This is a genomic window from Microcoleus sp. K1-B1 (assembly GCF_036704705.1).
Classification (GTDB): Bacteria; Cyanobacteriota; Cyanobacteriia; order Cyanobacteriales; family Microcoleaceae; genus Microcoleus.
In genome coordinates this window covers 73,384-98,126 of sequence record NZ_JAUBSH010000003.1, presented here as the reverse complement: position 1 = coordinate 98,126, position 24,743 = coordinate 73,384, and the positions used below count along the sequence as shown (strand labels likewise).

Genomic DNA, 24,743 nt, shown 5'->3' with positions numbered 1-24,743 from the left:
ATTAGCCTTTAAGTTCGATCGAGCATTTGAGCTATATCGGCAGGATTTGGCAGCCGAATTGTAGCATACTCTTGGTGAAGAATATCAAAAAAACTATTGACTTTTTTCTCAAAATGTGCAAGTTTAAAGTTCTGACTGCGTTGCTGTGCACCAGCTTGAAGTTCTGCTAGCAAATCAGGATTAACAATTAGTTGATGTGAATGCTGGCACAGCTCCTCAACGGTATTGAACACAAAGCCCGATCGCCCATGTTCGACAATTTCCGGTTGGCCACCACCGTTGAAAACAATCGGAGCACAATAGTTGTGCATTGCTTCCACAGTCGCCATCCCGAAATGCTCAAATCTTTGAGGATTGACTTCACCCAAACCGCAGCCGTGCCAAAATATACTTGCTCTAGCATAAAGTGATTTTACCTCATCAAAGTCAACATTGACTTTGAGATCGATCGCCCTTGAATCTTGCTTCAATAAATTCTGAACAGTCTTTAAATAAGGATTTTTCGGAATGCTGCTGCCAACTAAAATTAGTCGCCATCCTTGAAAATCTTCTGGATAATCCGCTAGCAAACTGCGGAAAGCTTTAATTAGTTCAATTTGCTTTTTTGTTCCCCCAGCTTCAAACTGTCCCACAGCTAAAATGATGTTTTCTTTCGGCACTTTAACTGTTGCCATTTCCACGGGCGGATAAAGCAGAAAAGTTGGCTTTAGGTTCCAGCGTTTCTCCAACCACTTGACGGTAAATTGACTGTTGGCAATAATGAAAGTGTAATCATCGACAGCAAAGTGACGGTTGCGGAAGGTATTGGGAAAGTGGCAGAAAAATACTGAGATCGGCGACAGTGGTTTTACTTTTTCCAGTTGGTTCGCATTGATAAAAATATCGTAGTTTTTGCTTTCTCTGGCAATTTCATCAAAGGGATTTTCCATATCTTCGACGATGATGCTGGAATCGATACACTGCATTCCGCGTTTCTCGTAAAACGCCAAGGGAATAATTTTAATTTTGCATCCTGAAAGGTTGAGTCCGTACCAGGATTCTAAATCGGAAACAGCAACTGGTTTGTTGGCGATAAAAGTAATGTCAAATTCATTTTGTAGCAGCGAGGCGAGGGTAGCGACGTATTTTTGACCGCCACCAATAAAATGTAGTCCGTGATCGTAAATGGCGATCGACATTTTGCGATCGCCCCGAACCACCTGCAACCGAGACAAAATGCGATCGATCTTCAGGCGACTGTAAATCACCGCCAACTTTTCCGACAACTGTGGCAATACTGTTTCGATGATTTCTGGTTTCTGATAATCTAGCAGTTTTTTAATCGCTACAAATAAACTCTCGAACAGCAAATCGTACTGCTTGTTAGTAAAAAAATCCGAAGTATGAATTCCTTTGACTAATTGCAACGGTTCATGTTTTGCCAAATACAAAAACCGATTGCGGTTGCAGAAATACTCGGTAAGTTTGCTGCCTTTACTCGAACCCCGATACTCGTGATGGGCGATGGCGGCGGGAGTATAAAGCATTTTCCAACCGCGTTTGTGGCAGCGTTTGGCAAACTCTACATCCTCAAAATACATCACAAAATCTTCATCTATTGGCCCGACATCTTCGAGACATTTCCTGCGGAAAAGCACCGCCGCCCAACAAAGCCCTTCGACTTCCCGTTCTGTATCGTACTGTCCCGCATCTTTTTCGCCAAAGCCGACATCTTGCCAATAAAAGTTAGGTAATTGCTGAATACCAGCGCTGTTAATTCGCCCGTCTTTAAACAGCAATTTGCCGCTAGTCGCACCTACTTCTTTATTAGTTTCTAGCCGTTTTACAAGAATCTCTAACCAGCGACTGTCAAGGGTAGCATCGTTATTTAGAAAGCCGATATATTGCCCTTTTGCTTCGCTGATGCCGAGGTTGAGGGCTTTAGCAAAGTTGTTGGCGGAGTTGACAAAAATCCGAACTTTGGGAAATAGTTCGCGCAGGGAATTAACGGAATCGTCTTGAGAACAATTATCAATTACAATTAAATCGAGTTGCGATTCGGGATACGCAAGTTTTTGTAGAGATTTTAAGCAATCTTTCGTGTGGCGCAGACCGTTATAGTTGACTATAATTAACGAACATATGGGCAGTGCAGTCATTCGATTTTAGATTTTAGATTTTAGATTTTAGATTGAGTAATTGAAGGATTGAAGAATTTTCGATTTTCGATTTGGAATTGAAGAATTGAAAATTTTTAGAGGGAAAATTTGAAGAATTGAGGAATGTTCGATTTGGAATTGAGGATTTTAGATTGAGGAATGGAAGAATTGAAGAATTTTCGATTTTCGATTTGGGATTGAAGAATTGAAAACTTTTAGATTGAAAATTTGAAGAATTGAGGAATTTTCGATTTGGGATTTAGGATTTTAGATTGAGGAACTGAATAATTTTAGATTTTTGATTGAAGCATTGAAGCATTGCTCTCGCGAATAAATCTAGGGCCTTGTGACCAAATTATTTTGGGTCATCTTTGATGCTTTATTTTTGTCGATCGAGCAATTGAGCGGTAATCTTCTCTAAAATAGCAGTATGTTGCTGCTGCACTGCTTTAATTTGCTCTATTTCCGAGTGAAAAGTTGCGATCGCTCTTTGTTGAGTCTCAAGCTGTGCTGTAACTTCGGGATATTCGCTGCTGAATTCCGATTCAATTTTTTCAAAGAGAGTTTGTTGATTTTCTTGCAATTTTTGCAATTGTGTGCTTAAGGTATGCACGACCCGGGTATTAGCAAAATTGTAAATTACTTGTCGTTCGAGTACCGGTCTGAGCAATTTTCGGACTATTTTCCTAACGACGATGACTGCGGAACCGAGTCGCCTTTGGTAAGAGGTAATGGGGATATTATAAATGTCGAAACCTGCCTTTAAAAGGGCGATATCTTCATCATCTTCATTTTGGGCGATCGCACTATTTTCTGTTCCCAACAGCGACAGCTCAGCAATACCAATTCGCGGCTCCAAAGTTTGCCGCAATTTATCTATAATTTGTTGAGTTGGTATTTCTTCGTACTGCAAACTTCCGTCTCCTTTAGATAACTTACTATGATTTAGTATGGAACAGGCATCTTGGCTGCGTGAATAATAATTGTAACTAATTGTGGAACAGGCATCTTGCCTGTTCAAGGGCGGGCAGGATGCCCAACCCCTACTCCCCACAAAAAAATTCCTCTCTTGTTAAATCAGGATTATTGCTTCCGATATTGGCAATATCTCAATTTAAGCTATAGCAATCCTAAATCATTTGTGAATTTCTTACTCCCTCCCCGAACCCGCGGGGAGGGTTGGGGTGGGGTAAAAAGTTTACGACTCCTGCAAGGATTGCTATAACTCAATTTGACTGTCATCACCAATCATAAACCGCAGAGCTTTTGGACGAGCTGGAGCATTGGTGAGTTGAGCTCGCTGCCCGATCACGCTGTCAACAATTCGCTGGTGAATGCCAACTATTTTCGCCCCTTGTAATATTACACTGTGTTCGATATCAGCATCAATCATCGTCACGCGATCGGCAATACTGCTGTAAGGCCCGATAAAGCAATTTTCAATGCGGCAATTTTCCCCAATTACCACTGGCCCGCGAATTGTAGAATTAATTACCTCCGTTCCTTCCCCTATTTGCACTCGCCCGATAATTTGACTTTTGGCGTCTACTGTTAATTCAGTTGAAGCTACGATACGGCTATCTAAAATGATTTGGTTTGCACTCAGCAAATCGTCTTTTTTCCCCGTATCCAGCCACCAACCCTCTAAATTGCAGGCTTCTACGTGTTTTTCCTGATTGATGAGCTGTTGAATGGCATCGGTAATTTCGAGTTCGCCCCGAGGCGAAGGTTGAATTTGATCGATCGCCTCATGAATACTAGGAGCAAAAAAGTAAATCCCCACCAGTGCTAAATTTGACGGCGGAACTTTGGGTTTTTCTACTAACTGTAAAACTCTGCCTTTCTCATCAACTTTTGCCACACCGAAAGCAGAGGGATTGGAAACTGGACGCAGCATAATCAGAGCGTCTAGTTTCTGCTTGTTAAAAATCTCTAAAAAGGGATCTAACTGATTTTCAATTAAGTTATCTCCTAAATACATAATAAACGGAGAATCGCCCAAAAACGGTCTGGCAACTTTTACCGCATGAGCGAGCCCCGCCGGCTCTGCTTGCAAGATATAAGTAATTTTCGCACCGAAGCGAGATCCATCTCCTGTTTTCATCTTCACCTCTTCCCCGGTTTCGGGACTAATAATAATCCCAATATCCGTAATCCCAGCCGCCACAATTCCTTCAATTCCGTACCACAGTATCGGCTTATTTGCTACAGGAACCAACTGCTTAGCACCCGTATAGGTGAGGGGACGCAAGCGTGTTCCTTTACCGCCAGAGAGGATGAGTGCTTTCATTTGGTGAACTCTGAGTTATCCTTTAGGGTTTGCAGTGCTTGCTTGATTTGCCTGCACTTGTTCGCTCTCGTTGATTTTAAACCACCGCTACCCCGCTGGCAAGAGTTGCCGTGTCTTCTGATACAAATGATTTATTTTGCTCATACTTTTATAGTGCTGGACACACAGAGTGTCAATCGATTTGAGATTTGAGATTTGAGATTTTAGAATTGAAGTATTGACCCCACGGATAAATACGTTCGGCAAGTTTCATCGGATACAGGTTTTTTATTTCTGGACGGATGAATCCGGGGGCTTGTATCCTAGATGCTTTCGGTCAGAAACCAGGTTTATTCCCACAGAAAGCAGTTAAAAGCTGAGTTTTTTGTCAAAAAAACCCTTTCTTAAGGTTGCAAGTGCGCCAGTCCCTATTTAATTGCGTACCCTTTTAATAGCGGCCATATCGGGCAATCAATTGACTACCACTATTGTTTTGATTTGTCAACCAAGCCCACATCTGATCGCCCAGACAAAAATGCCACCATTCGTTAGGATGTTGCTGAAAACCCGCAGCTATCATCGCATTTTTTAATATTTGCCTGCGACGGTGATATTCCTGTTTTGGCTGATCCTTGCTATTAGAAAAATAATCGGGGTAAGAACGTTCTGATATTTCATCAATCGGAGAACCCATATCAATTTGCCGATTGTTTTCATCCACTAAAGTTATATCTAAAGCTGCACCTGTACTGTGAGGGGGAGGCGTTGCGCGATCGAGGCTCGGTACTGCCCAAAATTGATATACGTGTTCTATAATCACTTGGCGTTTGTCTTCTGGAACCGGAAATTCGCAGCCTTGAGCTATGGCAATTTGATTAAAAGTATAATCTACCATAAATTGCTGGACTTCCACCGGCCGATAAGCGTCAAATATCAGAATTTTCCAATTAGGATGATTTTGTTGTAGCTGGGTTTGAGCAGCGATTAAACTCTCTACAACTCCTTGCCGCAAATAGTAAGGCGAATCTGCTTTGCTATTGTGATAGGGTGCACCTAACTTTTGATAAGGGTGCGGTATTTCAAAGGCAAAATGTTCTGGTGGAATAGGGACTAAAGGTTCGCCGCATTCGTCGATCGCTATTTGGTGATATGGTTTCATATCAAGGTTTTACCCTAGTTTATGATTACTGATGAACTACAATACTCGGTATATGCTTGCTTTTCACTTGAGTCCGTCGCGCTGCCAATAGCAAACCCGCTAGAATATCCTTATGTTCTAAATCGTCATAGTCATGTATAATTTCTTTAGCATTCATACCAGAACTGAGTAATTCAAGAATTAACTCTACTGGATATCGGAGACTGCGAATACAGGGTTTTCCGTGGCAGATATTTGGATCGAGTGTGATGCGCTGCAAAAGCTGGTTTTCCATATTTTAGGAGCAAATATTAAATATATCCTAACCTAAAAAGCGTAGCTTTCGATCTGTTTGTAGTAAGGACTTTAGTGCTTTCAATCTCCACCTAAAGTCCTAAAGTCCTTACAGCCAAAAAATCCTAACTTTGACGGTAAGCAACTACCGCATAAAATGGATCGCCGCTTCCTATTCGCAGCATTTGCATAAAACTCGGCAAGTTAGGCTTGCGAACAATTACTTCCGGCTTGCTAAACCCGGGTATGTTCGCTCCTTTAACAGAATCAAAGTAACCCTTGACTAATTCTACCCGATCGCCCTCCGAACCTTCCCGCCAAGCCGCGATCGCCTTTTGATAAAACATCCGGTTGGAAAAGCTCATAATTGCTACGCCACCAGGCTTCAAAATGCGGTGAATCTCGGCAAAAACCGCATCTGGGTGCTGCAAATACTGTACCGAAACGCAGTTGACAACGGCGTCAAACTCTGCATCCGGCAGCGGCAGTTTAGGATTTGCGTTCAAATTCTGCACGAAATAATGATTCAGTCTGCGATTCTTTGCCAACTCTTCTTCATTCATGCCGTGCCCTTCAACATGGGCAAATTGCATCTCGTCGGGCAAGTGAGAAACCCAACTGCTCATCATATCAAAAATCCGAGTATTCGGTTTCAGCCGTTCCCGATATAAATCGGTGAGTTGCTGAATGAATCCATCGTCTACGTGAGTCACAAACCGGGGAGCGGAATAGAACAAATTGTCGTCGGTGTCGTCTAACTTGGTGCGTTGGTCGGCTGGAAGCAACATAAATTCGGATCGCAAACTAGATTTACTCTTTCTAGTTTAAGAACAATAAGAATTGTTAACATATCCGGCAGAGGGCGGATTCCCGCTTTTAGCGTAGCAGTCGATCGCTAAAAAACCTGCTGGCACCCTTTGGGCTTGTGGCAAGAAGACGATTTGCCGACTTTCCAGCATTGGCGACAAACTGCAAGAGGTAAACGGGACGCTGACAGGCGCGATCGATCGCATGGAAGAAACAGGCCTAGTCCGCCGGGAGAGAGACACGCGCGATCGCCACATTTGGCGCATTTGGCTGACAGACTCCGGCATACAACTGCAAGACGTATTGCCCCCGCTGGTAGCTGCCATCCGATATCGAGGTGTCGAGAGCTTTTCAGAGGCCGATCGAGAACTCTTTTCCCAACGGATCGATCGGGCGATCGTCAATCTTTCCTAAACCGACAAATCAATCTTTTGAGTTAAGTGCAGCAGCATCTACCTCTACTACATTACAAATAACAGCAAAATACTACGCACTCTTAAAAAAAGCCGTTTTACTAAATAAAAACTACGCACCCTAACCAAACGACATCTTACTAAAGTATCAGCAGTCAAATACCATCAAAGGCACAAAGGAAATCAACCCAGAATTCAACGGCAACGGCAAAGCAGTCCCTCTATTAGAAAAGCCGATCGACGACACCATCGCTAAAACCCTACCACTAATCCCCCCGCCACCGAGGTCAAAACAGGCGCAGAAAGAGAAGTGCAAGCACCCTTGAATAAGCCGTTGGCCGTGAGCGGCTACATCCAGCCTACCCGCCCAAGCTCACTGCCCCTGAGCCGCCAGCGCCTTGCGGTAAACGATCTTGTCATCGCCAGCTTTGTAGAAGTCGCGGATTCGCGCTTCCTCCTCATAACCGCACTTGCGGTAGAAAGCCCGCGTGCGCTCGAAGCTAGCCAGCCCTGACGTTTCCACCAGCAGCACGCGCTCGCCGCGGGCCGTCAACGTTTGTTCAACGTAGCGCAGCAGTGTCGCGCCGCGTCCTTGCCCTTGACGGTCGGGTCGGACGGCGATCAAATACAGGTTCCACGTCCCATCGGTCATTGGTTCCGGCGCGCAGTAGGCGACCCCCACCGGCCCGTCCTCGTCGTCGGTGATCCAGAAGTGATCGCTGCCGCTGTTGCCGCCGAAGTAGTCGGCCAGCATTTCGCCAACTTCTTCGAGTTGTTTCGGCTCGAACAGGCCGGTGGCGTCGGCCAGGGCGATCAGCGCGGCCGTGTCATTGGGTGTGGTTGGTCGAATCATGGTGAACTCCATCGAACTTTTTTGAGCAACTAAATCATGCTCGATCGCATATGCCAATCATTGCAATGACCAGTCTTCAAACCTCAATCCAGGGATTCTTTCAAAATCTCGGCGATTCCGGGTAAGTAGAATACCGCTTTTTGCAAGTGCGATCGCGGCAATCCGTAAATCTTGCGTGCCAACGCGGATTTTTTGCCGCAAAAATTCCCTATAATAATTTTCAGCATCTCGATCGAAGTCAAGCAATTCAAAATCGGTCAGATAGTTGATGGTTTTTCGCAGACTTGCATAAGCTGATATTATTTCATCCCCTGATGTCGCTCGTCTGATACGGTTAAGTCGTCCATACATTTGCTCTTCAAATGTAACGATCGTAATGGCAATATCTTTTGGATTAACTGCACTGAAACGCTGCACTATTTGTGGATTCCCTTGCCCAAAAAGTGTGGCATGGTCTGTATCAAATATCCACAAAGTCACTTAGCTGTTTCCTCCACCTCAATTTTATTGGTGGCTTCTGCTTCATCGAGTCGATCGTAATATTCTGCCATTTGTGCATTCCTGTCGCGGCGCAGTTCTGCAATATCTTCTAGCATCTCATCAAAGTGCGGATCGTTTTTAAAGGCTCCTGCCCACTTCATTAAAGGATTTTCAGTTTGGGGAATGTCTACCGTCAGAGAGACTATTTCGACTTTTTTTAGACGCTCGGTCAACAATCGGTGCAAATTTTTTAAAGCTTCTTCTTTAGTAGATCCTGAGCTTCTGCACTCTGGCAATTCCCAAACTATTGCGCTGTAGAGGTCTTCATCGTGCTTTTCAATTAGAACTTGATAAGTTAATTGGGTTAAAGGATTCGGAGTAGGGGTGAATACTGTGGCATTCATCTGTTTTTTATGGTTGGTTATATTTGGCATTTTAACGCATTGTTTTTCAAACATCCAATTAATTATTTTCGCAAGGCTTTCAATAGATGTCAGCGGTTCAGAACGCCACCGCACTTAAAGCCTGCGGGATTCTAGCCTTTACCAATCATTCAAGGCTGCGATCGCAACTTCACTCTTACTCTCATTACATCTCTACTCGGAAAAACATTATTGCCAATAAAACCACTCTATGGTAAACTAGAAGATTGTGAATATTAATCAAAAGTAAAGTAACAAGCCGGGAGAAATCAAAATGACACAGCAAACCCTGCACGGAACCAGCCGCAAAAGAAAAAGAACATCCGGTTTTCGCGCCAGAATGCGTACCGCAACTGGTCGATTGGTAATCAAAGCTCGCCGCAGCAAAGGTCGCCACCGCCTCGCAGTCTAGCACTGCATCAAGGTTGAGAGGCCTCCACGATCGCCCTACGCCATGTTGCCCGATACAAACCGACTTAAGCACCGAAAAGACTTCAGCGCCGTATACCGCAAGGGAATGCGCCGTAACTCGGCCCATTTCAGCTTAAGAGCTCTGCGTAAACCCAAAAGCGTCGAATTAAGCAAACCGACAGCCGAGAAATCCTTGCAGCCGACTCGCACAGGCATTTCTATCAGCCTGAAAGTCAGCAAACGCGCTGTAGTCCGCAACCGGATTAAGCGTCAGATTCGGGCAGCTTTGCGACAGCTATTGCCCCGATTAAAATTCGGGTGGGATTTAGTAATAGTCGTGCGTCCGATCGCACAAGAGTGCAATTATGCAGAAATTCTGCAAGAATTAGAGCAGTTGTTGGTAGAAGCCGAGGTACTAGATGGGAATTCGAGAGGAAGTATATTATGAAGGCGGCCCCGCGCCGGGAGACTTGATCCTCAATTTACTCCTGGGGCTGACTGTGGTGGGAATCCCCCTAGCAGTAGGAGCAATTGTCCGGGCTCTGTGGCTGCGATATCGGATCACAAGTCGCCGAGTCTCCGTAACTAGCGGTTGGATGGGGGGCGATCAGACAGACGTTATCTACTCAGATATAGTCAAAATCGTCACAGTACCTCGCGGTTTCGGGACTTACGGAGACATGGTGCTCACCATGAAAAATGGCAGCCGCTTGGAACTCAGAGCAATGCCGAAATTTCGAGCAATGTATGACTACATTAACGAAAAACTTCCCATAGCCGCTCAAAAAGCAAACGCGGCCAAAGCTAAATAACCGAACCGCTTTCACCCTGATTAGAGGCCCAATTCAGTGCGAGTATTGGCAAACTCATTAAAACAAACCCGCAGACCGGGCGGTCGATCGACGGGCAATGTCCTAAGATAGAGACAAAACCCTAAAAATTGAGGCGGCTCGCCTTCAGCGGGTAAAAATAGTTCTCAACAGCAAACATAGAGCACCTAAATTAACTCAAAGCGAATGGATTTCGGTATCTCGTTTCTCTCCAACAACCTCATGCTCCCGATCCTAGATTTTTTCTACGGGATCGTGCCAAGCTACGGTTTAGCGATCGTAGCACTGACGCTCGTGATTCGCTTTGCTCTTTATCCTCTCAACGCAGGCTCTCTTCGCAATATGCGGCGCATGAAAGTAGCGCAGCCATTGATGAAAGAGCGAGTAGATCAAATTCAAAAACTCTATAAAGACAATCCTGCCAAACAGCAGGAGGAAATGAGCAAAGTATACAAAGAATTTGGTAATCCTCTAGCAGGATGCTTCCCATTGGTGCTGCAAATGCCAGTGCTGTTTGCACTGTTTGCAACCCTCCGGGGCTCGCCGTTTTCTGACATAAATTACAGCGTTAACGTTCAAGTTTTGCCCAAAGAACAAATCGAAGCTGTTCAACCGCAAGCTTTTGCTACACCGCCCCAAAATATTTACGTCACAGGTACTTTTCATGCTCCTGTTGTGGGGGTAATTCCAGGCGGCGACAAACTCGCAGTCGGCGACACAACCAAGATAAATTTTCAAACCCCAGAGGGCAAACCTCTCAAAGTTTTAGCGGCAGAAAATAAGAGCGAAATCGACTTTGAACCCGGCTGGAAAGTCATCAAAGGCGAAGATCTGATCAAGGTAGATGAACAGGGCAACATCACGGCATTAGCGCCCGGTGAAGCCACAGTTCAAGGCACAATCCCCGGATTGGCTAGTAACAAAGGATTCCTGTTTATTGAAGCTCTAGGCCGCGTTGGCGCGATCGACTCAGACGGTACAATCCACTGGGATATTTTGGTAATGATCCTGGGCTTCGGCATCAGTTTGTACATCAACCAAACTCTTTCAGGACAAGCACAAGGGCCAAACGACAACCCCCAACAGGCTACCGTCAACAAACTGACGCCAGTCATATTTTCGGGGATGTTTTTGTTCTTCCCACTGCCCGCCGGCGTGTTGATGTATATGCTGATTGCTAACATCTTCCAAACAGTTCAATCGTTTATTTTGTCGCGAGAACCGCTGCCCGAAAACCTCCAAAAAATAGTGGACGAAGCAGAGGCGAAAACCCAAAAAGAACAAGGATTAGATGCACTTCCCTTTGAGCCCAAGCGTTCTAAGAAAAAGGCTTGATTTTAACAACAATGAAAGACTCTCAAATGCAGCGCGGACAGGCATGGTTAGAAGAATTGCTACAACTGTCCGCAATTCCTTCAAAAGTGGTATGCGAACAACAAAAAGATTGCTATTGGATGACAATAGATGAAAGCAATCTGACTCCAGAACAAGTTGCAATCTTAGTCGGGCCAAACGGTAATGTATTAGATGCCATTCAGTACCTCTGTAACACGGTTCAGAATATAGGTCAGGAAGTAGAGGAGTCAATTCCTTATACAGTAGAACTAAATGGCTATCGCATCCGCCGCCAAGAAGAATTGCGATCGATGGCAGAGTACGCAGCAGATCAAGCCCGATCGACGGGAGTTGAAGTTGAAATAAAATCTCTGTCTTCGGCAGAACGCCGTCAAGTCCACAGCTTTTTGAGCGAATGTGAGGATATAGAAACTTACAGTCAAGGACAAGAACCCGATCGGCGTTTGGTAGTGCGGCTGCGCTGACGCTAAAGAAGGAAGAAGGAAGAAGGAAGAAGGAAGAAGTTAAAAATTAACTATTCCTTTTGACCTTTGAATTCAAGAAATAGGAAGGCAAAAGATTATGGAGACAATTTATATCCCTCATCTACTCACAAAAAGTGAGCGGAAAGAGGTCATTGATTTTGAAGAATTTATCCCCGATTTAGAAACTCTTACTCCGGTGCGAGGACGACTGCAAGTGAGTCACCAAGGGAATTATCTTGAGGTGAAGGCGAAAGCAGAAACAATTGTTACTCTCACCTGCCACAGATGCTTGAAACAATACAATCATCGTTTGGCACTCAACTCATCGGAACTAATCTGGCTCGAAGAAACAGCAAATCAAACAGATTCAAGTCCTGCCGAAATAGAAGTTGCTTTAGAAGATTTGGTGGAAAATTTGTCCCCAGGTGGCTATTTCTCTCCGGGCGATTGGGTGTACGAGCAAATGTGTTTGGAACTGCCGCACAAACAGATATGCGATACTGAATGTCCGGGAATTTCTTTAACTGATGATGCAAATACAGAAAGCTCCGAAACAGTCTCAGACAGTCGCTGGGCGTCTCTGGAAGCACTTAAACGGCAATTGCCTTAGTCAGTTGGCAGTGGGCAGTTGGCAGTTGGCAGTTGGCATTAGCTAATAAGAAATAACAAATAACAAATAACAAATAACAAATAACCACTGACAACTAACAACTATCCACTGACAACTGACTAATGACTATTTTTAGCGACGAGTTTGAACTGCTGCTGCGATCGCGCTACCCCCTAATTTACATTCCCACACGGGAAGAAGAGCGCGTAGAAGCGGCGATCGCCCAATGCGCCAAAAAACAGGGTTCTCGCGCCGTATACATCTGGGATTTTGTTGATGGCTACCAAGGCAATCCCAACGATACAGGTTTTGGCAAGCGCAACCCGCTGCAAGCTTTGGAATTTCTCGAAAAATTGCCCGCCTCCGCCCCGGCAATTTTTATTCTGCGCGACTTTCAGCGGTTTTTGGAAGATGTCTCGATTTCCCGCAAGCTGCGGAATTTGGCGAGACTCCTCAAATCTGTACCCAAAAATATTGTCATCGTATCTCCTCTAATTTCGATCCCGGAAGACCTCAGCGAAGTGATGACTGTTTTGGAGTTTCCCCTGCCTGCGGCGGCGGAAATCAAAATTGAGGTAGAAAGACTGTTAGGGGCTACCGGACAAGCCATTGAAGGGCGTTTGCTGGACGAAACAGTACGCTCCTGTCAAGGGCTGTCGCTCGAACGCATCCGCCGAGTTTTGGCCAAGGCGATCGCCACCAGAGGCGAACTCCATTCCGACGACGCGGAACTGATTTTAGAAGAAAAGCGCCAAACAATTCGCCAAACTCAAATTTTGGATTTTTACCCAGCCCGCGAAAATATTTCCGATATCGGCGGTTTGGACAATCTCAAAGAATGGCTGCTGCGGCGCGGCGGTGCTTTTTCCGAACGAGCCCGCCAATACGGTTTGCCACATCCCAGAGGTTTGTTGTTAGTCGGAATTCAAGGAACCGGAAAATCCTTAACAGCAAAGGCGATCGCCCACCACTGGCATTTGCCTTTACTGCGCTTGGATGTCGGGCGCTTGTTTGCCGGATTAGTCGGAGAATCGGAATCCCGCACCAGACAAATGATTCAGCTAGCGGAAGCTTTGGCCCCCTGCGTACTGTGGATTGACGAGATTGACAAAGCTTTTGCGGGATTAGACGGTAAAGGGGATTCCGGGACAACCAGCCGGGTGTTCGGGACATTTATTACTTGGTTGGCAGAAAAAACTTCGCCGGTGTTTGTAGTCGCAACGGCCAACAACATCCAGTCTTTGCCGCCAGAAATGCTCAGAAAAGGCAGGTTTGACGAAATATTTTTTGTGGGTTTGCCCAGCCAGGAGGAACGGCGGGCGATTTTTGAGGTACATTTGTTGCGGTTGCGATCACACAGCATCAAAAATTACGATGTAGAGCGCTTGGCTTACGAAACTCCCGATTTTTCAGGGGCCGAAATCGAGCAAACTTTGATTGAAGCAATGCACATTGGGTTTAGCCAAAATCGAGACTTTACCACTGATGATATTTTAGAATCAGCTAGTCAGATGGTGCCTTTAGCCAGAACGGCTCAAGAACAAATTCAGTTTCTCCAAGATTGGGCCGCTGCTGGGAAAGCTCGCCTTGCTTCTAGATACGGCAGTTTGAGCCGCCGGATTCAGGGGTAAGCTTTTGAAGTCAGTAGTCAGTAGTGAGTAGCCAGTTGTCAGTTGGCAGTTACCAGATTTTACTCAACATTCAGCAGTCAACACTCAACAGTCAACTTTCTTCCCTCTCCCCTCTTCCCTCTTCCTTCTTCCTTCTTCCTTCTTCCCTCTTCCTTCTTCCCTCATTTGCGGTTTTATGAACACTGTATATAGCGTTTTCAAATTTTTAGTGGGTTTTCTGCTCGCGATCGTCCTGATGGCAGGTGCTAGCGTGGCTGCTGCACTTTACTTTGCCGCTAAGCTAACTACTATCCCCGAAAAACCTGTTTTTTCCAACGACAAAACACCAGCTCAGGTTGCGGGCGCGGCGCCGAAGTCAACAGCCCAGGCTAGCCCTGTTTCTACATCTAGCGATGCCCCGTCTCCCAAACCGCTGGAACCGGGAGCTTACCGCGCGATGGTGACTCAGCCGATCGGCTTAATTCTCCGCGATACTGGTAGCCGAGACTCGAACCGCATTGGCGGTGTTGGTTACAAGGAAAGAGTCGTAGTTTTGGAAGAGTCGCCCGACAAAGAGTGGCAGCGAATTCGGATTGAGGATGGCAATCGCGAAGGTTGGGTCAAAGGTGGCAATACTGAAAGAATTGAGGGCGAATAAAACTTAGATAGTAATTTGACAACAAATATACTCATCTCATTGTCAGGGCAGCGAAGCAATCGCAGTGTGAAAATTGTTCACCAACCCCGGATTTTTTTCGTGTCTATTGTTAGCAAGAGCGCTATACACATTTATCCCAAAAAGTCAAGTTAAATTTATTTACGATATTTGAGATTGCAGTTTGATGCGCTGAGATTGCGGGTGCGATCATTGGTAACAAGTTAAGCTAAGAAAGCATTTGTCAATCAGCAATTATGCTCAACATTTACTGGGATTTTGGGCATAAAACTGAGATTTGGGCGATCGAGGAATCATGAGGAATCATGCCGAGGGTGATATTTATACCTACTCCCTCTCAAATCGTGAATTTTCCACTCCTAAAAAAGCAGTTTTTTTGAGTAATATTACTGATTGACAAATGCAATTAAGTCTTAACTTGTCACCAATGGGGTGCGATCGCCCCTGCAAAATCGTGAATTTGACATAAAATCCCAGCATACAAAAGGTTTCAAGAGCTAAAATTCAACAGAACAACTCGAAAATACATAATCCTAACTTATGTTATGCAGGAGATTATGTTAAGAAAATTAGCAAAATTTTAAGGTTAGTTGCAAAACCCAGGCAGTTGTCACCGCCCCAGAGGCAAGAGTGGTAGCTTGGATTACAAGATGTAAGTTTTCAGCTTAACAGCTACCAACAATAAAAAATATGTACGACAAACGTCCCGATCGAGATTTGGCGACTGCTGCTGTTACTGCGGCTTTGGGAGCTGGGGTCGTTACCTCTTTTGCGGTGAGCAGAGGGCAAAACCCGCTGGTAGCCATCGCCATTACTGTTTTTGCAGCGGGAGTAGCTGTAATTTGCGATCGGTTCGGCTTAATTTAAGCGATCGTCTATTTTTTAAGAGAAAGTCAACTTATCAAAAAATCCCCGCCCTATTTGCAACTAGCAAAAGTGGGGATTTTTAGTGGCTAGTTTTTTGGTTAATCAGCGGTACTTTCCTAGACGCACTCGCCACATGAAGAAGCCGCGTTTCTTAACAAAAAACCTACGATTTCAGGCTCTTTACCCGACAACCAATTAAAGTGATGAGAACCTGCGCGCAAGTCTTGTGGTAATTTCTGCGGCAGCCAGATAAAATATTAGCCAGCACTACTCCATAACTTATTCTGTTTCGGCATTAAAGGCTAAGATGTGCTTGCAAACTTTTTTGCTGAGTCTCGCGCCTCTAGAAACAGCGATGCTATCTTGGTTATTACCTGTAATTATTGTTGACGGTAAATTTTTTAGAAAAACGGGTGCTTCGCGCTTTCCAGGTAGAACTTAGCGTTGATAGAATCCAAGCCAAGCGTGCCAAAAATCATTTTTGGCAGTTTGCTCACACAACCCACCCACAATTTCACACTAAAAAATTATGGAATCTCTTGCTTACCTCGAACTTGCTCTTGTTTGCGAAGCACCCGCAGAGTCGAAAATTTTGGATCAGCCCAAGTGGAAAAACCTATCGAGTCAGACTTACGTCCGTTTGCTGTCTCTGGCTTTGATGCTGTCGGTTTTGAGTGCAGCCGGTGCGGCTTTTGCTCAAATAGATCCGGGATATCCCAATGTGCGAGCAATTCAAGACAGGTTGCGGGAACTTGGTTATTTTCCCAGATCTTCGACAGGTCAACTCGGCCCGGTAACAAAACAAGCGCTGACTAACTTTCAGCGAGATTATCAACTGTCACTGACTGGTAGGCCCGATCGAGCTACTGTGATAGCACTCAACAGTTTTGCCGGGGATGACGATCGACCTTTTAATACTATTTATACAAATTATCGGGATCTGCGTTTTGGAGACGCGGGTGGAGATGTTTCGGCACTCCAGCGCAGGTTGAAGCAGCTAGGCTACTTCAGCGCACATCCCACAGGGAGTTTTCGCGAAGTTACTCAAAATGCGGTTAGATACTTCCAGCGAATTAATCGACTGCGGGTGACTGGAGTTGCCGATAGGCAAACTTTAGCTTTGCTGTTTGGTTCCACCCGGCCGATTCCCCCCATTACGCTTCCAGGGGATATTTCGGGAAATGGCGGTTGCAAGGGGCTGCGGTTCGGGGACAGAGGGGCGACGGTAGACTTGATCCAGCGGCAATTAAAAGCTTTGGGCTATTTTGAAGGTGGCGTTGACGGCAAGTTTCGCGAACGCACTCTCTACGCTGTGACTCGTTTTCAGCAAGATTACAATCTCGTTTCTGACGGCTGCGCTGATACTGCTACTTTGACTGCTATCGATGCCCAGATGAGGCAAGCTGAAATTACCTCATGGACTGAGGAAGATGACCAACAGAGTAATGCCGGAGATTTTCTGGAGTTGGGCGACAGAGGCCGAGAAGTAGAATTTGTGCAGCGGAGGCTGCAACAATTGGGTTATTACAGGAGCCAGATTCACGGTTGGTTCGATCGACCAACGCAGGCAGCTTTGATCCGCTTTCAGAGAGATAGCGGGCTGTTCGGGACTGGAAGGGTCGATCGCAGCACTCGATCGGCTTTGCGGCAAGGCAACAGGCAGGCTGCAGCGCCTGTGCCGCAAATTGCCGCTGGTTTGCGACGGGGCGATACTGGGCCTGCTGTCCGACAACTTCAGTCTTCCCTCAGAAGTCTGGGCAAAAACCCCGGCCCGGTGAACGGAGTATTTGGAGGCGAAACCGAGTTTGCGGTGCTTTCGTTTCAGCAGGAACGCAATTTGTCACCGGCGACGGGTATTGCCACTCCGGCGACTTTGGCTGCGCTCCAAAACGGATTAGCTGGCCGGGTAGCTGTTCGTGCTGTTCCAATTAGCAGCAGTTTCAACTCTCGATCAAGCATTCAGCAATTACAAAGGCGGCTGCAAGACCTCGGCTTTTACACAGGCTCGATCAGCGGAGTTTTTGATACCCCAACGAGAGACGCCCTCGATCGAGCTCAGCGCAGTTACGGGGTCAGCAGCGACGATTTGTTGAGCCAAACTTTTTAGCCCCAGGCTTGTGGACGCTACATCAAAGAAATCGGGTTTCTGCTTTCCGACTCATTCCTGAAATGATGTATTTTTCTTAAGAAACCCGGTTTCCGCGTAACAGTAATCGCACTTGGGCTACCGATTATTGTTAAAACTTGTAACAATTCGTACTTGAAATGCGAAAATAGTGTAATGTCACTCGATTGAATCCGGGGCGCTGTTGCCGTTCTGGGCGATCGACCTCGGACAAGACCAATTGCTGGAAACCAAAGACGGCCATCCCATCCGCAAAGCTTCGTGGCACACCGTATGAATGGTTAGCTGGCAGTCTAGCAGGTGCAACCCAGACTTTTCAGCTTGCTTCATGCCAATTTTCAAAATCGAATCGTTGTTAAATTCGATCGTTCTGTTGCACTGAACGCAGACTAGGTGGTGGTGGTGATGCGGGTAAGGCTGGTTTATTTCATAGTGTTTGTGACCTTCTGCTAGTTCGAGTTCGCGGAGGAGGCTCATCCTTGCCATTAACTTTAAAGTTCGGTAAATGGTGGACAAGCTAATGTTTTCTCCGCGATTTTTTAACAAAGTGTACAAATCCTCCGCACTCAGGTGATTGCCTTTGGGGAGGTTCTGAAACACGTGCAAGATGGTTTCCCGTTGGGGAGTCATCCGCCAGCCTTTGTCATTGAGTTCGGATTTGAATGAGGACGCGGTATAAAGTGCCATAGTGACCCTCTCAAGAAAGTCTGCCTATTGACAATAATACACAACGATCGAGATATTTTGCAAATATCGCAGCTTATTGAAAAAAGATTGAGGAAAAAATTTGGTTTTTGATATTGTTTGACTTTTAACCAGCTTTATGAATGAAAGCATCCAGGATACAAGCCCCCGAATTTATCCGTGGGGTGAATGCTTCAAATCTAAAATCTAAAATCTAAAATCTAAAATCTAAAATCTAAAATCTAAAATCTAAAATCTAAAATCGATTGACTTGCTGCAGAGGACAGAGAAGTGGTTGAGAAGTAAATATTGTTACTTCTGCCCAATGCCTCATGCCTTCTGCACAAGTGCGGAATGCCTTGCTCCCTGATTAATCGCGCTGACTGACCTGGCCAATTTAAGTCAGAGACTCCAGATAGTCACGGACGCGGTTGCGACGCTTAGGTTGGCGGAGTTTTTGCAAAGCTTTGGCTTCAATTTGGCGGACCCGCTCGCGGGACAAGTCGAGGGCACGACCGATTTCTGCCAGCGAATAGGGGTGTCCGTCACCCAAACCAAAGCGCATCAGAATTACATCTCGCTCGCGGCTGGTCAAATCTGCCAGCAGTTGCTGCAAGTCGCGGTGCAGAGCTTCTCGCATCAGCATTTCTTCTGGGGAGATGCTGTCGGTTTCTAGCAAGTCGCCCAACTCTGTATCTTTTTCGTTGCCCACTTTAGTTTCAAGAGAAACAGAACGGGGAACCCGCAGTAAAACTTCTCGGACTTGGGGCGCCGTCATGTCCAACTCGACAGCGATGTCTTCGATCGTAGCTGTCCGACCTTTTTCTTGAGAAATTTTGCGCTGGGCTTTCTTGATTTTGTTAAGTTTTTCGGTAATGTGGACGGGGAGGCGAATGGTGCGGCTTTGAGTAGCGATAGCCCGCGTAATTCCCTGCCGAATCCACCAGTAGGCATAGGTGCTAAACCGATAGCCCCGCGTCGGATCAAACTTTTCTACAGCTCGCTCCAGTCCCAGAGTACCTTCTTGTATTAAGTCGAGCAATTCTAAACCGCGATTTTGATATTTTTTCGCCACCGAAACCACCAGGCGCAGGTTCGCCTTAATCATGTGGTCTTTAGCTTCGACGCCTTCAGCTTGAATTCTTTCGATCGTCTCCACCGTCATCTCGGCTAACTCGGCCCACTGGCGCTTGCCTTCGGCCATAATTCGCTTGAGTTCTGGCACGTCACCGACGCCGGCGGTTAATGCCCAGCGTTCCAAGGAAGGTTTGTGTCCCAACTGTGCTGCTAACCGATCGCGCACTTCAATTAAATGCACGAAGCGCCCAATTAGCCCTTCTTCCTGGGAGGCGACGGTGTTGCGTAATTCCAGCAATTTGATATAGCGCTGAACTTTTTGAGCCTCCGAGACTTCTTCGTCTCTACCCAAGAGACGAACCCGACCTATTTCTTGGAGGTACAGGCGCACTAAATCTGTAGTGCGACGGTTGGCATTTTTTTGCAATTTGGCTGCTGGGTCTGCATCTTCTGTCTCTGCTGGGTATTGGTCGAGCAGTTCGTCTCCAGCTTCTTCAGCATCTTCATCCAACACATCACCTTGCAAGGGATTGACTCGCAGTTGTTCGTCGAATTCAGCTTCAGCGTAAAAAGAGGTGGCTGGCATAGTGATTTTCTCAGTTGCTCCGGGTGAAAAGATGCTACGCTTAGCGGTTATTTATAATTAAGATGCCCATTTGGTTAAGACGAAGCATCACCGCTTTGTGTTTCTTTACTAACTTTCCTGACTTTTCTGCTGTTGTTCGATCGAACTTTTGCTGCCCCACTTGTTTTACCAAGATTCTGGAAAACGCTAAGAACTTTCTGATGTAACAGGTTGAAGCCCCGAAAAGTGTGTTGTACTTCTTTGTTTATGTAGCTAGTATAGATAGTGACTCGCTAGAAACAAGTGACGTTAGTCAGAAGTTAAGTTAATCTTCATCACCAATAAGCTGGTTCCCGATCACTTCCGAAAATTAGCCATTTTTTTAATAAAACTTTATATAACTCTGCGCTCTCAATTAAATACCCCGCAGTTGGACGGAAGTTTAATCCTTACAGAATATCAGCTTCAGAGTTTGTAAAGTCCGCAGTACCGAATTAGCTGCTGACGCAAAAACCGGGTTTCTCGATGTCTTTTGCGTAAGTCATGAGTTTGAGGGGGCGATCCACCGATAATTGTTTGGCTATTTGCTGCTGCTTCCAGGTTAACATCACGTCCAGAACACTAGCATCAGAAACGGGGTCTTTTGCACCATGTCTGCACAGAAAGCGCAGGTTTTTCGTTGCTGTTGACTCGATCGGGTCTTAAAGTTCTTGACGCATGGGTGCGTCGAAACCGGGTTTTTTAACCAAAAAACTTGATGAAAGCCCTAAATCTCTGTTAAAAAACCCGGTTTCTTTGTGGGCGAGTGCCTCAATCCTATCTTACTCAGAAGGCTGCGATCGGGCGCGAGTCAACTCAACTTAAAATTCCTAGCGTGGGTAAAGTTTCATCAGTTCCCTCACCTGTTCAGCGTGATAGGAACTGCGAGTTAAGGGAGAAGCGACAACTTGCAAGAATCCTAAAGATTCCCCAAACTTTCTCCAAGCATCAAACTGTTCTGGAGGCACAAAGTTTTCTACGTTCAAGTGCTTTTGAGTCGGTTGCAGATACTGTCCCACTGTTAAAATATCGCAGCCGACAGCCCGCAAGTCTTGCATCGCCTCCCGAATTTCGGCGTCTGTTTCTCCGAGTCCCACCATGATGCCGGATTTGGTGTAAACCCCAGGTGCGAGTTGGCGACTTCGCTGCAATAGTTCCAAGGTGCGATCGTATTTTCCTTGCGGCCGCACCTTGCGGTAAAGTCGCTTTACGGTTTCGGTATTGTGGTTGAGTACCTCTGGCCCGGCTGCGAGAATTATTTCTAAAGCTTGCCAGTTGCCGCACAAGTCGGGAATCAAAACTTCTATAGTTGTATCGGGCATCGCCGATCGCACTGCTTGAATGCACTCGACAAACTGAGACGCGCCCCCATCCGGCAAATCGTCCCGGTTGACAGAGGTAATCACGACGTGGTTGAGTTTGAGCCGCTGTACTGCTTGCGCCAATCTTTCGGGTTCCGTGGGATCTAAAGGTTGGGGCTTTTTCTCAAAATCAATGTCGCAGTAAGGACAGGCGCGGGTACAAGCCGGGCCCATAATCAAAAATGTCGCAGTACCAGCGTTGAAGCATTCGCCGATGTTCGGACACGACGCCTCCTCGCAAACCGTATTCAGGGATAAATCCCGCAAAATTTCTTTGACGTTGCCGACGCGCTCCCACTGGGGGGCTTTAACTCGCAACCACTGGGGCTTAACTGTCACGTCTGTCTCCGCCTGAGTAGTGTTTTACAAATTATTATATACGAGGTTGCTAAATTTTAACTTGAATGTGATAAGCTTAAAATATAGTGACTAATTTCGGGATGTAGCGCAGCTTGGTAGCGCACCTCGTTCGGGACGAGGGGGTCGCAGGTTCAAATCCTGTCATCCCGATTATAAAATTAAATTGGATATTCCCCAGGAAGTGAGTTTGTTTTGGGCGATCGTCCGGGTGTGTAGATTTGTGGTACGCATAAATTAGTCGATCGGGCGATTCCCTACGGAATAGCTGGGCTTCGCGGGCGTGTTAATTTGCCTATGGTAAAAAATCAACTGTAGCGACTGTTTTGGCAGAGGGAATTATAGAAAAAACGTAAACAATCAGAGCAGTAGTAAAGTACAGAACAAGTCTTTGCCTTCTCCCTCTGTGATGATTTGGGACTGTGTTTGATCGCAGGTACTTACTCAATGCTGAGAACTTTGAACAAGGTTTGAAACCGAAGGCAAGTATAAATACTGCAATAATTCTTAAATACAAGTTCATCAAGATTTACATCTTGAGATAGATGAATTAAGCTCGGAATGAGGTTATAATGAATTTAATTGTTAGCTTGTCTAAAACTAACCCAAAAACCGGAAGATATTTCAATGCAAATAAGTGGCAAAGCCTTCGGCTCCTGCTCTCGCTGTGAAACAGTACCTGCAAAAATAGAGGGCAGCGGAGGTCTATACCTGTGGTTTCCAGTATCGCACACGCTCAAAAAGGTTATTTCTGCACTAACCCAGGCTGATCTTGAATTCCGGCTGTTAGAAGAGAGCAAGTGTTTGTACGTTATCCTTGAGGGAATAGCGAGAGAAAATTTTAGCGCCCTAGCATCATCGGTGCTGACAACTCAAGAGTTGAAAGAGACAAAAGTTTTGTGGATGCGCGAAGTTGAAGAGCCTAAATTTAGCGATTTTTCTCGCAGCACTTCCTTAGACAGTTTTATTAATTTTAGCAAGTCTGATTGGCTGTTAGATTTATTGTCCGAAGAACGCATTACTACACATTTTCAGCCCATTGTTTACACCTCAGATACTTCTAAAATTTTTGCCCACGAAGCGCTGCTGCGAGGAATTGACGAGCAAGGAAACTTAATTTATCCGGGTCGGATTTTTGGCCAAGCAGAATCAGCAGGTCTAATTTTTCAACTAGATGTTTTAGCCCGGACTCGCGCTATCCGCGAAGCCCATCTTTACGATATCAAAGAACTACTGTTTATTAATTTTTCTCCCACTTCAGTTTACGATCCCGCTACCTGCCTGCGAAGAACAGTACAGGCTATTGATGAAGCGGGAATTCCTCACAGCAATATTGTTTTTGAAGTAGCGGAATCTCAGCACCCTCCTGATATTAATCACTTGATTAATATTCTGAGGTTTTACCGAGAGGCGGGATTTTTAATTGCCCTTGACGATTTTGGCAGCGGTTCTTCTAATTTAAATTTGATGCACCAACTGCGTCCAGATTTTATTAAGTTGGATATGCAATTGATTCGCAATGTCCATCAAGATTATTATAAGGCACTAATTACGGAAAAGATGTTAGAAATTGCCACTCAATTAGAAATTAAAACTGTTGCTGAAGGTGTGGAAACTTTGGAGGAGTTTGAGTGGGTGCGAGAACGGGGAGCAACTTTTGTTCAAGGTTATTTGATTGCTAAGCCGACTTCTCCGCCGATCGCAGTTACGAGCTATATTGGTGCTGAACCAGTACCTATTTCTGCTTAAATGGTTTCCAGTTGCGATTTGGGGCTACCTTTGCTCGTCCCCAGGTTCTGCCTGGGGACCCATATCGGGAGGCTCTGCCTCCATTAAAATGAGACAACAATTTGGAGGCAGAGCCTCCGAACTTTCATTACCAGGCAGAGCCTGGTAACGAGAATAACTAGCATTTTAAACGCTCAAATTGCGTCGCAGAAACATTTCTAAGGATTCCATTCTCATGCCGTAGATAGATTCCAAGTTTTGCACTTCTTCGGGAGTGCAGAAATACTCGTTACCCAGCAATACGCGCAAAGTTCCTAAGTCTTTTTGAGCTTGAGGATTCAATAAACCCAAGGCATTTCTCAAACCGTCAAACACCATCAGTGGCGGATTGATTACCATCGGTTCGCGCTTGAATAAGCGTGCAAAAATGCGGGGAATGTCATCCCTTGTCAGCACATCCGGGCCACCGACTCGCAGAATTTGGTTGCGCGCGCCCTCAACTGTTGCCGAATCTACTGCAATCTTTGCTAAGTCGTCGGTACTGACAACAGAAGTGCGGTTTTTGCCATCGCCAATAAGCAGGTAAAGTCCGGTTTCTCGAAATCTTTCTGCTAGGGGTAACAAGCTGGAAGCAAAACCGGCAGGCCGCAATATTGTATAATTCAAGCCGCTGTTTTGCAGGTATTTTTCTACTTCTCGCTTGGCTTTGAATACTGCAGAATCTTCGTATCCTCGATCGACTCCCAGTACGGAAATAAAGACAAAGTGCTGCACTCCCGCTTCTTTGGCGCAGTCGATCAATTCTATGTTAGCGCGGTAGTGTACTGCTTGAACGTCGCCGCCGGTGCCGTGGGTGCTGATGATGTATTGCACTCCTTGGCAGGCTTTTTTAATATCTTTGTCTTGTTTTAAGTCGCCGATAAAAATCTCAGCGCCTCGGTTTTCTAGTTCAGAGTAGCGAGATGCGAGGCGAACGAATGCGCGGACAGGCTTTTGTTGCTGTCTGATTTCTCGTACAATTCGGCGACCTAGTGCGCCTGTTGCTCCGGTTACTAAGAACATGATTTTTAGTTGCTGGTTGTTATTAACTGGATCGGGACTTACGCATAGGATCGAGAAACCCGGTTTCTTAAATTTCTCGTTGCTAAATCTAAGATTTATGGTAGAAA

The 24,743-nt window shown here is 45.7% G+C and carries 25 protein-coding genes, 1 tRNA gene and 1 pseudogene; 13 read left to right on the top strand and 14 right to left on the bottom strand.

Annotation, left to right across the window (positions count from 1 at the left end; all coding sequences use genetic code 11):
• Positions 1-8 precede the first annotated feature (8 nt).
• The 7 genes from QUA83_RS01840 to QUA83_RS01810 all read right to left on the bottom strand — a co-directional run bounded on the left by QUA83_RS01840 (position 9) and on the right by QUA83_RS01810 (position 6,852).
• Positions 9-2,138, bottom strand: a complete 2,130-nt coding sequence (locus tag QUA83_RS01840) for a glycosyltransferase (RefSeq protein ID WP_333291058.1) — start codon at positions 2,136-2,138, stop codon at positions 9-11.
• A gap of 379 nt (positions 2,139-2,517) precedes the next feature.
• Entirely contained in the window at positions 2,518-3,051 is a 534-nt protein-coding gene (locus QUA83_RS01835) for a hypothetical protein (RefSeq protein WP_333291057.1), read from the bottom strand.
• A gap of 306 nt (positions 3,052-3,357) precedes the next feature.
• Positions 3,358-4,428: a glucose-1-phosphate thymidylyltransferase gene (locus QUA83_RS01830; protein WP_333291056.1), complete on the bottom strand. Its 1,071-nt coding sequence runs from the start codon at positions 4,426-4,428 to the stop codon at positions 3,358-3,360.
• A gap of 427 nt (positions 4,429-4,855) precedes the next feature.
• The gene (locus QUA83_RS01825) at positions 4,856-5,566 is read right to left on the bottom strand and encodes a M15 family metallopeptidase (protein WP_333291055.1); all 711 of its coding nucleotides are present in this window, start codon (positions 5,564-5,566) and stop codon (positions 4,856-4,858) included.
• A gap of 25 nt (positions 5,567-5,591) precedes the next feature.
• On the bottom strand, positions 5,592-5,840 hold the full coding sequence (locus tag QUA83_RS01820; protein ID WP_333291054.1) for a DUF433 domain-containing protein: 249 nt from the start codon (positions 5,838-5,840) through the stop codon (positions 5,592-5,594).
• A gap of 124 nt (positions 5,841-5,964) precedes the next feature.
• Complete coding sequence (locus tag QUA83_RS01815; protein ID WP_333291053.1) at positions 5,965-6,627, bottom strand: class I SAM-dependent methyltransferase; 663 nt, start codon at positions 6,625-6,627, stop codon at positions 5,965-5,967.
• A gap of 36 nt (positions 6,628-6,663) precedes the next feature.
• Positions 6,664-6,852 carry a hypothetical protein gene (locus QUA83_RS01810; RefSeq protein ID WP_333291052.1) on the bottom strand — a complete coding sequence of 63 codons (189 nt, stop codon included), beginning with the start codon at positions 6,850-6,852 and terminating at the stop codon, positions 6,664-6,666.
• Between QUA83_RS01810 and QUA83_RS01805 the strand changes: the two genes are divergently transcribed.
• Complete coding sequence (locus QUA83_RS01805) at positions 6,779-7,060, top strand: MarR family winged helix-turn-helix transcriptional regulator (protein ID WP_445301753.1); 282 nt, start codon at positions 6,779-6,781, stop codon at positions 7,058-7,060. The genes QUA83_RS01810 and QUA83_RS01805 overlap by 74 nt on opposite strands.
• 372 nt (positions 7,061-7,432) lie before the next feature.
• Here QUA83_RS01805 and QUA83_RS01800 read toward each other — a convergent pair whose 3' ends face one another.
• Genes QUA83_RS01800 through QUA83_RS01790 form a run of 3 tightly spaced genes read right to left on the bottom strand, consistent with a single transcriptional unit; the run spans position 7,433 to position 8,826 of the window.
• Complete coding sequence (locus QUA83_RS01800; protein WP_333291050.1) at positions 7,433-7,969, bottom strand: GNAT family N-acetyltransferase; 537 nt, start codon at positions 7,967-7,969, stop codon at positions 7,433-7,435.
• A complete protein-coding gene (locus tag QUA83_RS01795; RefSeq protein WP_333291049.1) occupies positions 7,970-8,392 on the bottom strand; it encodes a type II toxin-antitoxin system VapC family toxin in 423 nt (140 codons plus the stop codon).
• Positions 8,389-8,826, bottom strand: a complete 438-nt coding sequence (locus QUA83_RS01790; RefSeq protein WP_333291048.1) for a type II toxin-antitoxin system HicB family antitoxin — start codon at positions 8,824-8,826, stop codon at positions 8,389-8,391. The genes QUA83_RS01795 and QUA83_RS01790 overlap by 4 nt, the downstream gene beginning before the upstream one ends.
• A 262-nt stretch (positions 8,827-9,088) precedes the next feature.
• On the opposite strand from QUA83_RS01790, the gene rpmH reads away from it, so the two are divergent.
• From rpmH to QUA83_RS01740, 10 genes are all read left to right on the top strand, one after another.
• The gene (gene rpmH, locus QUA83_RS01785) at positions 9,089-9,226 is read left to right on the top strand and encodes a 50S ribosomal protein L34 (protein WP_006632320.1); all 138 of its coding nucleotides are present in this window, start codon (positions 9,089-9,091) and stop codon (positions 9,224-9,226) included.
• A gap of 42 nt (positions 9,227-9,268) precedes the next feature.
• Positions 9,269-9,673 (top strand): ribonuclease P protein component, encoded by a 405-nt coding sequence (gene rnpA, locus QUA83_RS01780; protein WP_333039176.1) that lies wholly within the window; start codon positions 9,269-9,271, stop codon positions 9,671-9,673.
• Entirely contained in the window at positions 9,645-10,037 is a 393-nt protein-coding gene (locus tag QUA83_RS01775; protein ID WP_333291047.1) for a PH domain-containing protein, read from the top strand. The genes rnpA and QUA83_RS01775 overlap by 29 nt, the downstream gene beginning before the upstream one ends.
• 204 nt (positions 10,038-10,241) lie before the next feature.
• Positions 10,242-11,390, top strand: a complete 1,149-nt coding sequence (yidC, locus tag QUA83_RS01770) for a membrane protein insertase YidC (RefSeq protein WP_333291046.1) — start codon at positions 10,242-10,244, stop codon at positions 11,388-11,390.
• An 11-nt stretch (positions 11,391-11,401) separates the two neighbouring features.
• Positions 11,402-11,875, top strand: coding sequence for a R3H domain-containing nucleic acid-binding protein (locus tag QUA83_RS01765; protein ID WP_333152569.1), 474 nt, complete (start codon positions 11,402-11,404; stop codon positions 11,873-11,875).
• A 97-nt stretch (positions 11,876-11,972) separates the two neighbouring features.
• Entirely contained in the window at positions 11,973-12,485 is a 513-nt protein-coding gene (locus QUA83_RS01760) for a YceD family protein (RefSeq protein ID WP_333291044.1), read from the top strand.
• 122 nt (positions 12,486-12,607) lie between these two features.
• Positions 12,608-14,116 carry an AAA family ATPase gene (locus tag QUA83_RS01755; RefSeq protein WP_333291043.1) on the top strand — a complete coding sequence of 503 codons (1,509 nt, stop codon included), beginning with the start codon at positions 12,608-12,610 and terminating at the stop codon, positions 14,114-14,116.
• A gap of 175 nt (positions 14,117-14,291) precedes the next feature.
• Entirely contained in the window at positions 14,292-14,753 is a 462-nt protein-coding gene (locus QUA83_RS01750; protein ID WP_333291042.1) for an SH3 domain-containing protein, read from the top strand.
• A 708-nt stretch (positions 14,754-15,461) separates the two neighbouring features.
• Positions 15,462-15,638, top strand: a complete 177-nt coding sequence (locus QUA83_RS01745) for a hypothetical protein (RefSeq protein ID WP_006632312.1) — start codon at positions 15,462-15,464, stop codon at positions 15,636-15,638.
• Between the two features lie 529 nt (positions 15,639-16,167).
• The gene (locus tag QUA83_RS01740) at positions 16,168-17,745 is read left to right on the top strand and encodes a peptidoglycan-binding protein (protein WP_333291041.1); all 1,578 of its coding nucleotides are present in this window, start codon (positions 16,168-16,170) and stop codon (positions 17,743-17,745) included.
• A 177-nt stretch (positions 17,746-17,922) separates the two neighbouring features.
• Here QUA83_RS01740 and QUA83_RS01735 read toward each other — a convergent pair whose 3' ends face one another.
• From QUA83_RS01735 to lipA, 3 genes and pseudogenes are all read right to left on the bottom strand, one after another.
• A complete protein-coding gene (locus tag QUA83_RS01735) occupies positions 17,923-18,450 on the bottom strand; it encodes a transcriptional repressor (protein WP_333229416.1) in 528 nt (175 codons plus the stop codon).
• 394 nt (positions 18,451-18,844) lie between these two features.
• Complete coding sequence (gene sigC / locus QUA83_RS01730; protein WP_333291040.1) at positions 18,845-20,110, bottom strand: RNA polymerase sigma factor SigC; 1,266 nt, start codon at positions 20,108-20,110, stop codon at positions 18,845-18,847.
• Between the two features lie 848 nt (positions 20,111-20,958).
• Positions 20,959-21,834: pseudogene (gene lipA / locus QUA83_RS01725) on the bottom strand (lipoyl synthase); the annotation flags it as partial.
• A gap of 91 nt (positions 21,835-21,925) precedes the next feature.
• Between lipA and QUA83_RS01720 the strand changes: the two are divergent.
• Both QUA83_RS01720 and QUA83_RS01715 read left to right on the top strand, forming a co-directional pair.
• Positions 21,926-21,999, top strand: a tRNA-Pro gene (locus QUA83_RS01720).
• A 474-nt stretch (positions 22,000-22,473) separates the two neighbouring features.
• On the top strand, positions 22,474-23,595 hold the full coding sequence (locus QUA83_RS01715; RefSeq protein WP_333291039.1) for an EAL domain-containing protein: 1,122 nt from the start codon (positions 22,474-22,476) through the stop codon (positions 23,593-23,595).
• Between the two features lie 165 nt (positions 23,596-23,760).
• Here QUA83_RS01715 and QUA83_RS01710 read toward each other — a convergent pair whose 3' ends face one another.
• Complete coding sequence (locus tag QUA83_RS01710) at positions 23,761-24,636, bottom strand: SDR family oxidoreductase (RefSeq protein ID WP_333291038.1); 876 nt, start codon at positions 24,634-24,636, stop codon at positions 23,761-23,763.
• Positions 24,637-24,743 lie beyond the last annotated feature (107 nt).